Here is a 12,325-nt window from a genome sequence, read left to right as displayed (position 1 = left end):
TTCTGGGAGGTACGAAATGCTGTGGAAGATCATCGGCGTGATCGCCGTGGTGTGGATCGCGCTGGCCGTCGTCGGCGCGCTGATCAAGGGACTGTTCCCGATCCTGGTGATCGGGGCGGTGGTGTTCGGGCTGTACCTGCTGTACAAGGCGGTGGCCGGTTCGGACAGTGACAGCACCGTGAGCAAACTCTGACCGCCCCGCGTCCCGAAACGGGTGGCGAAAAGACGTAATCGCTCGGGGCCCTGTGTTGAATGGCGATATGGAGCAGCTACCCGAGGACTGGTGGCGTGGTCTGGTGATCGTCGCGCACCCCGACGATATCGAGTACGGCGCGGCCGCGGCCGTCGCCCACTGGACGCGCCAGGGCAAGGACATCCGCTATGTGTTGGTGACCTCGGGTGAGGCCGGTATCGCGGGTATGGCACCCGCCGATGCCGGCCCGCTGCGGGAGGCCGAGGAAATCGCCGCGGCCGCGGTCGTCGGTGTCGCCGAGGTGGAATTCCTCGGCTACCCCGACGGGCGGGTGGAGGAAAGCCTGGCATTGCGCCGTGATCTGGCCGCGGCCATCCGCCGGCATCGCCCGGAGATGGTGGTGCTGTCCTATTTCGGTACCGCGTGGGCGAGCGGATTCGTCAACAGCGCCGATCACCGGGCGGTCGGCCGCGCGGGCCTGGACGCGGTATCGGATGCCGGCAATGAGTGGATCTTCCCGGAGATAGCCGATCTGCCGCCATGGACCGCGCGATGGGCGGCGGTGGTGGGCCCGACGGCCACGCACGCGGTGGATGTCACCGACACCATCGGACCGGCCGAGGCGTCCCTGGCCGAACACCGCCGCTATCTGGAGGCGTTGAGTCCGCGGCCGGCGGCCGAACAGGCGCGTGCCGTGGTGGAGATGACCACCGCCCCCAAGGACGGATTTCCCGCCGAACGCGCGGTGGGGTTCGAGCTGTTCCGGTTCCGCGGCTGAGTGCCGGGACGAGTGTGGCAGGCTGGGCGAATGCGAGTAGCCGTTGTCGCCGGTCCTGACCCGGGCCATGCGTTTCCCGCTATCGCGTTGTGCCTGCGCCTGCTGGCGGCGGGGGATGAGCCCGTACTGTTCACCGGACCCCGCTGGTTCGACGCCGCCCGCGCGGCCGGTATCGGGGTGCGCCGCCTCAAGGGTCTGGCGCCCCGTGCGGTCGATGACGATGCCGACGCCGGGCAGCGCATTCACGAACGCGCCGCTCATATCTCTACCGAGATTCTGCCCGAGTTGAGTGCCATGCTGCCGGAACTGGTGGTCTCGGATGTACTCACCGCGGGTGGGGGGATGGCGGCCGAACGGCTGGGCGTGCCCTGGGTGGAATTGTCGCCGCATCCGCTGTATCTGCCGTCGAAGGGGCTGCCGCCCATCGGAAGTGGTCTCGCGCCGGGGACCGGGCTGCGCGGCCGGTTACGCGACGGGGTACTGCGGGCCTTCACCGCCCGTGCCATCCGCGGGGGTGCCCGGCAACGTGAACGGGCCAGGCAGAGCGTGGGGTTGCCCGCGGCGGATCCCGGTCCGGCGGCCCGTTTGGTCGCCACACTGCCTGCCCTGGAGCTCCCGCGCCCGGACTGGCCGGGGGAGGCGCGTGTGGTGGGACCGCTGTTCTGGGAGCCCACCGACCGCGTCCTGGAACCGCCGCCCGGGGACGGGCCGCTGGTCATGGTGGCGCCGTCCACCGCGGACACCGGGGTGCGTGGAATGGTGGACACGGTGCTGACGGCACTCGACGGGGCCGGGGTGCGGGTGGTGATCTCCATGTTGGACGAGCCGCCTGCCGATCTGCCGCCGTGGGCGACGGCCGGCCTGGGCCGGCAGGACGAGTTGCTCCACCACGCCCGCGCGGTCGTCGGCGGTGGTGGCCACGGGCTGCTGGCGAAGGCCCTGTCGGCGGGTGTCCCGGTGGTGACCGTGCCCGGTGGCGGCGACCAGTGGGAACTGGCCAACCGTGCGGTGCGGCAGGGAAGCTCGCTGCTCGTGCGACCACTCGAGGCGGCGGCCCTGCGCGCCGCAGTGCTGCGGGTGGTGGCGGAGCCGGGGTTCACCGAGGCGGCGCGGCAGGCGGCCGCGGGGGCGCGGGAGGTCGCCGATCCCGTCGGGATCTGCCACCGGGTCCGTGGGACGGTTCGCACGCACTGAGGCCGGCCCAGGGTCCGTTTCGGTCACGCGGTCCTTCCGTCCCCGCCGGGCGGTACGTCCGGGCGGGCGTGAGCGGGGCGGGTATCGTGACACGGTGCGCTTGACCGAATTCCAGGAGCTGTTGCACACCGAGTTCGGGGTCGCCCGAGGCGACGCCCTGCTCACCGATCATGTCATCCAGTCGCTCGGCGGCAGAACGGGCGCCGCGGCGATCGAGGCGGGGGCGGATCCCCGCGATGTCTGGCGCGCGTTGTGCGCCGAATTCGACGTTCCGCGTTCGCGGTGGTGAACGTCGGCCGCCGCCGTGGCCGGTATCTCATCGGACGTTTGGCGTGGAGACCCGGCTGTTCACGGCCAGGAACAAACGCCATCCTCCCTCCTTACATATCGCAATGATATTGTGTGAGCCGTGGTAGGTAAGGTGGTGAAGCGGGCGTACAAGTTCCGCTGCTATCCGACCCTCGAACAGGCGGCGGAACTGAACCGCACGTTCGGATGTGTTCGCCTGGTGTGGAACAAGGCCTTGGATGAACGCACAAAGGCGTACATCACCGAGCAGCGCAAGACCACCTACGTGCAGGTGTCGGCCGCGCTGACCGCCTGGAAGAAGGCTGACGACCTGGCATTTCTGCGCGAGGTGTCGAGTGTCCCCCTTCAACAGACACTTCGACATCAGCAGGCTGCGTTCTCCAACTTCTTCGCCAAGCGTGCCCGCTACCCGAAATTCAAGTCGCGCAAGAAATCTCGCGCGAGCGCCGAGTACACGCGCTCCGGATTCTCCTGGCGCGATGGCAGACCGACGTTGGCGAAGATGTCCGAGCCGCTGGATATCCGCTGGTCTCGCCCCTTGCCCGACGGGGCCGAACCGTCGACGGTCACCGTGTCCCGTGATGCGGCCGGTCGCTGGTTCGTGTCCCTGCTCGTCGAGGAAACGATCCCCCCTGTGACCGAGACCGAGGCCGTGGTCGGTGTCGACGTCGGCCTGAGCGCCCTTGCCACCCTGTCGACCGGCGAGAAGGTCACCAACCCCCGCCACGAGCGCCGCGACCGGCGCAAACTGGCGAAGGCCCAGCGTGTTCTTTCCCGCAAGCAGAAGGGGTCGAACAATCGGGCCAAGGCCCGGCTCAGGGTGGCCCGTGTGTATGCGCGGATCACCGACCTGCGCACCGATTTCTTGCACAAGCTGTCCACGAGACTGATCCGCGAGAACCAAGCGATCGCCATCGAGGACCTCACGGTGGGCAACATGGTCACCAACCACTCGTTTGCCCGAGCGATCTCGGACGCGAGTTGGCGGCAGTTGCGCACCATGCTCGAATACAAGGCCGACTGGTACGGCCGTGAGCTGCTGGTGGTGGACCGATGGTTCCCCTCCAGCAAGATGTGCTCTGCCTGTGGGACGCTGCACGAGGCCCTGTCGTTGGGCGTTCGGCAGTGGCAGTGCCGGTGCGGCACGGTCCATGATCGTGACGTCAACGCCGCCGAAAACATCCTCGCTGCCGGGCTGGCAGAGAGGTAAAACGCCTGTGGAGTCGGCATAAGACCTCAAAGGAGTTCTCCTTTCGGGCGGCTGGCGATGAAGCAGGAATCCCGGTCCTTCAGGGCCTGGAGCAGTCAAGACCCTCGGCAACCTCGTGGTCCGGCCCCGATGTGGTCTGCTGATACCCGACTGGGCAACCGGCGGCAGCCTACAGCTGACCGGTTCGGCCACCGTCTCCTATACGGCCGAATCGTTCGGCGCGGGCGCGCAGGGCGGTGTGGAGTTCACCGTTGAACAGGTGGTCGAGCTGACCGCCGCTACCACGCTGCGGTGGGGGCCGCCGGAGCTGTCCCCCGCCAATCCCTGAGCCCGTGCCCTCGTATTCCGAACCGACAAGGAGTTTCCCATGCGACCGCCGCTACCCCCGTTCGACGCCGATACCGCGGCCGCCAAGGTACGTGCCGCGGAGAACGCCTGGAACACCCGTGATCCCGAACTGGTCGCCGCCGCCTATACGCCCGACTCGGTCTGGCGCAATCGCGGCGAGTTCTTCACCGGCCGGGCCGCGATCATCGACTTCCTCACTCGGAAATGGTCCGTCGAACTCGACTACGCCCTGCGCAAGGAGCTGTGGGCATTCTCCGGCAGTCGGATCGCCGTGCGTTTTCAGTACGAATGGCACGATGCCGCGGGGCAGTGGTGGCGCAGCTACGGCAACGAGCAGTGGGAGTTCGCGCCCGATGGGCTGATGGCGCGGCGAGAGGCCAGTATCGACGACGTCCGGATCGAGGCCGCGCAGCGTCGCATCTTCGGGGCGCGCGACGTCGCCGATACGACGGTGTTGCCGCAGTGGTAGCGGGCATCGGCGCGTCGCTTGACTCGAACACTTGTTCGTTTAGGCTTGGCCCGGAACTTGTCGGTGCCGCCCTCTAGTGTGGGCGCCAACCACAGCAGAGATGGACCACCCGGCGAAAAGGGGATCAGACATGGCACCACAGGCCTACGACCGCGACAAGGCGCTCGAACTCGCGCTTGCCCAGGTCGAGAAGAGTTTCGGCAAGGGCGCGGTGATGCGCCTGGGCGAGGAGGCCCGCCAGCCCGTCTCGGTCATTCCGACCGGTTCCATCGCGCTCGATGTGGCGCTGGGCATCGGCGGTCTGCCACGGGGCCGGGTCGTGGAGATCTACGGTCCGGAGTCCTCCGGTAAGACGACGGTCGCATTGCACGCGGTGGCCAATGCCCAGGCCGCAGGCGGAGTGGCCGCCTTCATCGATGCCGAGCACGCTCTCGACCCGGATTACGCCCGCAAACTCGGCGTCGACACCGACTCCCTGCTGGTCTCCCAGCCTGATACCGGCGAGCAGGCGCTGGAGATCGCGGATATGCTGGTCCGCTCCGGCGCCATCGACATCATCGTCATCGACTCTGTCGCAGCCCTGGTGCCTCGCGCCGAGATCGAGGGCGAGATGGGCGACAGCCACGTCGGTCTGCAGGCCCGCCTGATGAGTCAGGCCCTGCGCAAGATGACCAGCGCGCTGAACAATTCCGGTACCACCGCCATCTTCATCAACCAGTTGCGCGAGAAGATCGGGGTCATGTTCGGGTCTCCCGAGACGACCACCGGCGGTAAGGCGCTGAAGTTCTACGCGTCCGTCCGGCTCGATGTGCGGCGTATCGAGACACTGAAGGACGGCAGCGACGCGGTGGGCAACCGTACCCGGGTGAAGGTGGTGAAGAACAAGGTCAGCCCGCCGTTCAAGCAGGCCGAGTTCGATATCCTCTACGGTCACGGCATCTCCAAGGAGGGCTCGCTCATCGATATGGGTGTCGAGCACGGCTTCATTCGGAAATCCGGCTCCTGGTACACCTACGAGGGCGACCAGCTGGGGCAGGGTAAGGAGAATGCCCGCAAGTTCCTGCTGGAGAATGTCGACGTCCGCGACGAGATCGAGAAGAAGATCAAGGAGAAGCTGGGCATCGGCGCCGATGTGACCGCGACGGACGAGGTTCCCGCCGATTTCTGATCCGGTGAACGAGCGGCCGGTACCTCGGCCCGCCCGGTCCGATGCCGTGGCCGAGTTGCGGCGTCGGACGGCGGAAATCCTGGCGAGCACCGCCACCGACTCCCGGCCGGACGAGCCCGATCCGCAGCGGGCCCGTCCGGCCGGGGTTCCTTCGCCGACCGAGCCCGGGGGCGGGACCGTCGAACAGGCCAAGGAGGTCTGTCTGCGGTTGCTTGCCGTCCGCGCCCGCAGTCGCGCCGAACTGGCGCGGCGTTTGACGGACAAGGGGTTCGCGGCCGAGGTGAGCCAGCAGGCTCTCGACCGGCTCGGCGAGGTGGGGCTTGTCGACGACGCGGCGTTCGCCCGGCAGTGGGTGCGCTCCCGGCACGCCCATTCCGGCCGAGGGCGTCAGGCGCTCGCCCACGAGCTGCGGCGCAAGGGCGTATCCGCGGACGATGTGGTCCCCGCCCTCGACACCGTCACCGCCGAGGACGAACAGAGCCGGGCCGCTGAACTGGTCCGCCGCAAACTACGCACCATGGCGCCGGGGCTGGACCGGGACAAGAAGATACGTCGCCTGGTCGGCATGCTCGCCCGCCGCGGCTACGGACAGTCGGTGGCCTACGCGGTCGTCACGGCCGAGCTCGCCGCCACCGGTTTCGACGACTCCGTCCCGGAGGCCGGCCCCCCGCTCGATTGAACGTCTCGTATCGCGGGTCGGGCCTCAGGACTCGAGGACGATATCCACCCCGGGAGCTGCGTCGGTGATCACCGAGTCCGCGGCCACCACACCGGTGCCCTTGCGACGCCCGGTCCGCAGCCGGCGCTCCACCCGGGTGGCGATGCCGGACAGGGTGACGTTCAGGGTGATCATGATGACGGCGGCGACCATCAGCGCGGGAATGACATTGGGTTCACCGCCCACACCGAGGCCGCCCAACTGCAGGGCATTGCGGACCACCTCCTCGTAGGTGATCACATAGCCGAGCGCCGAGTCCTTCAGCGCGACCACCATCTGCGAGATGAGGGCCGGAAGCATGGCGGTGACCGCCTGCGGCAGCAGAATCAGCCGCATGAGCCGGCTCTTACGCATACCCAGCGCGGCCGCGGCCTCGGTCTGCCCTTTGGGCAGCGCCAGTATCCCGGCCCGTACGATTTCCGCGATCACCGAGCCGTTGTAGATCGTCAGCGCGGTCACCACCGCGCCCAACGCCAGATACTCCGATCGGAACACGTCGTATTCGGAATACAGCGCGAACAGGAAGAACATCAGGATCAGTACGGGAATGGCTCGGGCTATCTCCACGATCGTCCCGGCGAGCAACCGTACCCACCGATGATCCGACAGACGCGCGATACCGAAGACCGTGCCGAGCACCATTGCCAGCACAATGGACAGCGCCGCCGCCACGATGGTGCCGCGCAGACCCGGCAGCAGATAGGTCGTCCAGACGTCGCCATCGAGGAAGGGCTCCCATTTGGCGCGGGTGAACTGTCCCTGGTCGGAGAATCCGCGCACGATGTACCAGGCCGCGGCCGCGACCACCGCGATGACGATCAGCGAGTAGACGATATTGCGCACCCGGGCGATCGGCCCCGGCGCGTCGTAGAGAACCGAGGCCTTGCCGCTCACCGGGCCACCTCGAACCGTTTGGCGATATATCCGAACAGCAGACCGGTCGGCAGCGTCAGTACCACGAAGCCGAGCGCGAAGATGGCGCCGATGAGCAGCAGCGCGGCCTCGTTCTCGAGCATTTCGTTCATCAGGAACGACGCCTCGACGACGCCGATCGCCGAGGCGACGGTGGAGTTCTTCGTCAACGCGATGAGTACGCTGCCCAGCGGTGCGATCACTGCCCGGAATGCCTGCGGCAGCACGATCAGCCGCAGATTCTGGAGGAAACCCAACCCCAGGGAACGCCCGGCCTCGGACTGTCCCAGGGGCACGGTATTGATGCCCGCCCGCAGCGATTCGCACACGAACGCCGCCGTGTAGACGCTCAGCCCCACCGTGGCCCAACGGAAGTTGTTGTCCGCCAGCGAGTTCGGGCCTTCTGCCGCCAGGTTCAGGCGCAGGGTGGAATACAGGCCCAGTGAACAGAACACCAGGATGAGAGTGAGCGGGGTATTGCGGAACACCGCGACATAGGTGGCGCCCACCCAGCGTGCCACCGGCACGGGGGACACTCGCATACCGGCGACGACGGTGCCGATCACCAGGGCGCCGATCGCCGACAGCACGGTCAGTTGGATGGTCACCCAGAACGCCTCGCGCAGCTGGGTGTCGTACTCGGAGATCAAATCGAACACGGTGGGCGCACGCCTCCGTTCTGTGTGGTGGCCGGTACTCCGATCCGGGTGGTGACCGCACGGCACGGTCACCACCCGGTGCGTGGGATCAGTACCGGTCCACCTTCGGCGCCGGCGGGGTGGGGTAGTCCGCGGCCCGGCCGACCGACTCCTGGAATGCCTTCTCCCAGGCGCCTTCGTCGATCATTTCCTCGATCGCGTCGTTGATGCGGTCGCGGCTATCCCGATCGCCTTTCATCAGGCCGATCCCGTAGTTCTCGGTGGAGAAACGGTCACCGACCACCTTGTACTTGCCCGGTGACTGGGAGGCGTACCCGGCGAGGATGATGTCATCGGTGGTCACCGCGTCGACCGCGCCGCTGTTGAGGCCTTCCAGGCACAGCGAATAGGTGTCGTAGGCCTGCAGTTGGGTGTCGGGGAACTCCTTCTCGATCCGCTGCGCCGGAGTGGAGCCCTTCACCGAGCAGATGGTCTTGCCGGCGAGGGTGTTCGGTCCGGTGATATCGGTGTTTTCCGCTCGCACCAGCAGCTTCTGGCCCGCGACATAGTAGGGGCCGGCGAAGTCGACCTTCTCTTTGCGCTGATCGTTGATCGAATAGGTGGCGACGACGAAATCGACCTGACCGTTCTCGATCAGCGATTCGCGTTGTGCCGACGGGGCCTCCTTGAAGGTGATACCGTCCGGCTGCACGCCGAGCTTGGCCGCCACGTACTTGGCGACCTCGACATCGAAGCCGCTGAAGGAGCCGTTGGTATTGCGTTGTCCGAGACCGGGCTGATCGAATTTGATACCGATGGTGAGCCTGCCGTCCTGGGCGTGGTCCAAGGCGGACCGGTCATCCCCGCCACCGCAGGCCGCGGTGGCGGCGGCGACGCTCAGGGCCAGCGCCCCGATGGCGAGCCGGAGCGCGCGGTTGATCCTCATCGTGTTCCTTCCCTCATCTGTGATGGCGATATGCCATCGGCTGTGCCGTCAGTGGGCGAGTATCTTGCCGAGGAAGTCCTTGGCCCGCTCCGATGTCGGCGCAGTGAAGAACGTCTCCGGGTCGGTGTCCTCGACCACTCGGCCATCGGCCATGAACAGCACACGATTTCCGGCGCGCCGGGCGAAACCCATCTCGTGGGTGACCACCAGCATCGTCATCCCCTCCTTGGCCAGCGAGACCATGACGTCGAGCACTTCGTTGACCATTTCCGGGTCCAGTGCCGAGGTCGGCTCGTCGAACAACATCACCTTCGGATCCATCGCCAGCGCCCGTGCGATGGCGACGCGCTGCTGCTGACCGCCGGACAATTGTGCCGGGTACTTGTCCGCCTGGTCGGCGATACCGACACGTTCCAGCAGTTCCATCGCCCGGCGGCGCGCCTTGTCCTTTTTCGCCTTGCGGACCTTGATGGGGGCCAATGTGACATTGTCGACGATCGTCTTGTGCGCGAAGAGGTTGAACGACTGGAAAACCATGCCCACATCGGCGCGTAACGCGGCCAGCGCCCGCCCCTCGGCCGGCAGCGGCACCCCGTCGACACTGATCCGTCCGGAATCGATCGGTTCCAGCCGGTTGATGGTCCGGCACAGTGTCGATTTACCCGAGCCGGAGGGGCCGAGTACGATCACCACCTGACCACGCGGCACCGCGAGATCGATATCGCGCAGTACATGCAGTTTTCCGAAGTGTTTGTTCACGCCGCGCATCTCGATCATGGGCGGCGCAGCGGCGGCGCCGGGCGCGGCGCCCGTCTCGATGGCGTCGGTCATAAATGAGACCTTAGGCGGAAATCGTGGATTTTCTCGCCTTTCCGCGACACACCGAGGCACCGCGCCGAGATGACATATGCGCTTAACCTTATGATTATTTTCGCGTAACTCGATGACCGTTTTCGCGGGCGAGCGCTCGCCCCACGTCCATCGTTTGCCTGTTCCGCGGCGTGCGCACACACCCTGACGGGACACATCGGAGGCCGCCCATGGAGACCCGGCTCACGCGGACAGAACGCGCCGGAAAACGATTCGAGGGCGGCCCGTACCCTGGACGGGTGGATTCGATCGGACAGGTAACGCCCCCCACCTCCGCCGAAGGTGCCGGAGTGCGTAGTTACGAGGTCCGCACCTTCGGCTGCCAGATGAACGTGCACGATTCCGAACGCTTGTCCGGCCTGCTCGAGGATGCGGGCTATGTGAAGGCCGCGCCGGGCGCGACGGCCGATCTGGTGGTGTTCAACACCTGCGCGGTGCGGGAGAACGCCGACAACAAGCTCTACGGCACCCTCGGGCATCTCGCGCCGATCAAGGCGTCGAAACCCGGTATGCAGATCGCGGTCGGCGGATGCCTGGCCCAGAAAGATCGCGATGTCGTGGTCCGCAAGGCGCCGTGGGTCGATGTGGTGTTCGGCACCCACAACATCGGGTCGCTGCCCGTGCTGCTGGAACGCGCTCGCCACAACGACGAGGCACAGGTAGAGATCCTGGAGTCGCTGGAGGCGTTCCCATCGACACTGCCCGCCAAACGGGAGTCGGCCTATGCGGGCTGGGTCTCCATCTCCGTCGGCTGCAACAACACCTGCACCTTCTGCATCGTGCCGTCGCTGCGCGGCAAGGAAGTGGACCGGCGGCCCGGCGATGTGCTCGCCGAGGTCCAGGCGCTGGTCGACCAGGGAGTGCTCGAGGTGACCCTGCTCGGGCAGAACGTCAACTCCTACGGCGCCTCGTTCGTCGATCCGGACCAGCCGCGCGACCGCGGTGCCTTTGCCGAACTGCTGCGCGCGTGCGGGGGGATCGAGGGTTTGGAACGGGTGAGGTTCACCTCCCCGCATCCGGCCGAGTTCACCGATGATGTAATCGAGGCGATGGCCTGGACCCCCAATGTCTGCCCGCAGCTGCACATGCCGTTGCAGTCCGGTTCCGACCGAGTACTCAAGGCGATGCGCCGTTCTTACCGGCAAGCCCGCTACCTGCGCATTATCGAGAAGGTGCGGGCGGCGATGCCGCACGCGGCCATCACCACCGACATCATCGTCGGCTTCCCGGGCGAAACAGAGGAGGACTTCCGGCAAACCCTGGAGGTGGTGCGGCAGGCGCGGTTCACCAGCGCATTCACCTTCCAGTACTCGAAGCGCCCGGGTACCCCCGCCGCCGAGATGCCCGACCAGCTACCCAAAGAGGTGGTGCAGGAGCGCTTCGACCGGCTCATCGCGCTCCAGGAGGAGATCTCCCTCGACGCCAACCGCGCTCTGGTGGGGACCGAAGTGGAACTGCTGGTCACCGAGGGATCGGGCAGGAAGAACACCGCCACCGCCCGGATGAGCGGCCGGGCCCGCGACGGCCGACTGGTGCATTTCCGCCCCGATCCGACCATGAGGCCGATCCGTCCCGGCGATGTGGTGACCGTCGACGTCACCGCCGCCGCCCCGCATCACCTCATCGCCGACGCGCCGATTCGCACCCACCGGCGGACCCGAGCGGGCGACGCCCACGAACAGGGCATCACCCCCAGGACCGCGCCGATCGGTGTCGGTCTCGGACTGCCCCGAATCGGCCCCCCGGCTCCCGAGCCGGCCATCTCGGGATGTGCCTCCGGATGTGACGTATGAGCGAGCCGAACGACGGACCGGACCCGGCCGACCGCGGACCCGAGCCCGCCGACGAAGGACGCGGGATCGGCGACGAGGGCTCCCGGCGGGGTGAATCGGGAGACGAGGCGGCCGATGCCCGCGACACCGGCACGGACCCCGAGACGTCCACACCCGACAACGACTCAGCGGAAGGGAACGACGACGCCGTGAACCCCGTCGACACCACCGACGAATTCGAGCAGTTCCGTGACGATATCGATGCCGTCGAACGCCGGATCGCGGGCGAGATCGACCCCGGGGCGCGGGCACTGGTCGTGGCAGTGGCGGTTTTCGTCCTTCTGGTATCGCTGGTGCTGCCGCATTCGGGCAGTGCCCGCGGGTTCGATGTGCTGCTCGGTTCGACCGCCACCGCGACCGAGCACATCGGTCTGCCGTCGCGGATCTTCGTATGGTTCGTGGTGGTGTTCGGAATCGGCTTCTCGCTGCTGGCCCTGATGACCCGCCGCTGGGTCCTGGCCTGGATGGCGGTCGCCGGGTCGGCGATCGCCGGCGCGTTCGGGGTGTTCTCGATCTGGCATCGCCAGACACCGGGACTGGGCAACTATGTGGGCTCGGGCCCCGGTGTCGGTCTGGTGCTCGGCACTCTCGCCGTGATGGTGCTGACGTTCCACTGGGTGCGGGTCGTCTGGAGTCGTACCGCCCTCCAGCTCGCCGCCGAAGAGCAGCGGCGGATCGCCGCGGCCGAGGAAGAGGAACGTCAGCGGCGACGCCGGATGGGCGAGGACTGAACCGGCCGG

General features: G+C 67.1%; 15 protein-coding genes. 11 read left to right on the top strand and 4 right to left on the bottom strand.

Annotation, left to right across the window (positions count from 1 at the left end):
* Window positions 1-16: 16 nt before the first annotated feature.
* The 9 genes from ON20_RS37390 (at window position 17) to recX (ending at window position 6,348) form a co-directional block, all read left to right on the top strand.
* The gene (locus tag ON20_RS37390; protein ID WP_040836574.1) at window positions 17-193 is read left to right on the top strand and encodes a hypothetical protein; all 177 of its coding nucleotides are present in this window, start codon (window positions 17-19) and stop codon (window positions 191-193) included.
* A 67-nt stretch (window positions 194-260) separates the two neighbouring features.
* A complete protein-coding gene (locus tag ON20_RS16690; RefSeq protein WP_040836572.1) occupies window positions 261-971 on the top strand; it encodes a PIG-L deacetylase family protein in 711 nt (236 codons plus the stop codon).
* A 30-nt stretch (window positions 972-1,001) separates the two neighbouring features.
* On the top strand, window positions 1,002-2,165 hold the full coding sequence (locus ON20_RS16685; protein WP_040836569.1) for a glycosyltransferase: 1,164 nt from the start codon (window positions 1,002-1,004) through the stop codon (window positions 2,163-2,165).
* A gap of 94 nt (window positions 2,166-2,259) precedes the next feature.
* Window positions 2,260-2,454 carry a DUF3046 domain-containing protein gene (locus ON20_RS16680; protein WP_040836567.1) on the top strand — a complete coding sequence of 65 codons (195 nt, stop codon included), beginning with the start codon at window positions 2,260-2,262 and terminating at the stop codon, window positions 2,452-2,454.
* A gap of 120 nt (window positions 2,455-2,574) precedes the next feature.
* A complete protein-coding gene (locus ON20_RS16675) occupies window positions 2,575-3,684 on the top strand; it encodes an RNA-guided endonuclease InsQ/TnpB family protein (RefSeq protein ID WP_040836564.1) in 1,110 nt (369 codons plus the stop codon).
* A gap of 115 nt (window positions 3,685-3,799) precedes the next feature.
* The gene (locus tag ON20_RS16670; RefSeq protein WP_051162619.1) at window positions 3,800-4,012 is read left to right on the top strand and encodes a hypothetical protein; all 213 of its coding nucleotides are present in this window, start codon (window positions 3,800-3,802) and stop codon (window positions 4,010-4,012) included.
* Between the two features lie 39 nt (window positions 4,013-4,051).
* Window positions 4,052-4,501 (top strand): nuclear transport factor 2 family protein, encoded by a 450-nt coding sequence (locus tag ON20_RS16665; protein WP_040836562.1) that lies wholly within the window; start codon window positions 4,052-4,054, stop codon window positions 4,499-4,501.
* 130 nt (window positions 4,502-4,631) lie between these two features.
* Window positions 4,632-5,669: a recombinase RecA gene (gene recA / locus ON20_RS16660; protein WP_040836560.1), complete on the top strand. Its 1,038-nt coding sequence runs from the start codon at window positions 4,632-4,634 to the stop codon at window positions 5,667-5,669.
* 79 nt (window positions 5,670-5,748) lie between these two features.
* Complete coding sequence (gene recX / locus ON20_RS16655; RefSeq protein WP_083864983.1) at window positions 5,749-6,348, top strand: recombination regulator RecX; 600 nt, start codon at window positions 5,749-5,751, stop codon at window positions 6,346-6,348.
* Window positions 6,349-6,372: 24 nt separating this feature from the next.
* Here recX and ON20_RS16650 read toward each other — a convergent pair whose 3' ends face one another.
* From ON20_RS16650 to ON20_RS16635, 4 genes are all read right to left on the bottom strand, one after another.
* Window positions 6,373-7,281 (bottom strand): amino acid ABC transporter permease, encoded by a 909-nt coding sequence (locus ON20_RS16650; RefSeq protein ID WP_040836558.1) that lies wholly within the window; start codon window positions 7,279-7,281, stop codon window positions 6,373-6,375.
* Complete coding sequence (locus ON20_RS16645; RefSeq protein ID WP_040836668.1) at window positions 7,278-7,958, bottom strand: amino acid ABC transporter permease; 681 nt, start codon at window positions 7,956-7,958, stop codon at window positions 7,278-7,280. The genes ON20_RS16650 and ON20_RS16645 overlap by 4 nt, the downstream gene beginning before the upstream one ends.
* 88 nt (window positions 7,959-8,046) lie before the next feature.
* The gene (locus tag ON20_RS16640) at window positions 8,047-8,883 is read right to left on the bottom strand and encodes a glutamate ABC transporter substrate-binding protein (RefSeq protein ID WP_040836556.1); all 837 of its coding nucleotides are present in this window, start codon (window positions 8,881-8,883) and stop codon (window positions 8,047-8,049) included.
* 48 nt (window positions 8,884-8,931) lie between these two features.
* Window positions 8,932-9,660, bottom strand: a complete 729-nt coding sequence (locus ON20_RS16635; RefSeq protein WP_169332350.1) for an amino acid ABC transporter ATP-binding protein — start codon at window positions 9,658-9,660, stop codon at window positions 8,932-8,934.
* A gap of 332 nt (window positions 9,661-9,992) precedes the next feature.
* On the opposite strand from ON20_RS16635, the gene miaB reads away from it, so the two are divergent.
* The gene (miaB, locus tag ON20_RS16630) at window positions 9,993-11,546 is read left to right on the top strand and encodes a tRNA (N6-isopentenyl adenosine(37)-C2)-methylthiotransferase MiaB (protein WP_051162655.1); all 1,554 of its coding nucleotides are present in this window, start codon (window positions 9,993-9,995) and stop codon (window positions 11,544-11,546) included.
* Window positions 11,543-12,316: an Rv2732c family membrane protein gene (locus tag ON20_RS16625; RefSeq protein ID WP_438803418.1), complete on the top strand. Its 774-nt coding sequence runs from the start codon at window positions 11,543-11,545 to the stop codon at window positions 12,314-12,316. The genes miaB and ON20_RS16625 overlap by 4 nt, the downstream gene beginning before the upstream one ends.
* Window positions 12,317-12,325 lie beyond the last annotated feature (9 nt).

It is taken from the genome of Nocardia brevicatena NBRC 12119, assembly GCF_000308495.1.
Classification (GTDB): Bacteria; Actinomycetota; Actinomycetes; order Mycobacteriales; family Mycobacteriaceae; genus Nocardia; species Nocardia brevicatena.
Note: the sequence above shows the minus strand (reverse complement) of the source record. Positions and strands in the feature narration are given on the sequence as shown.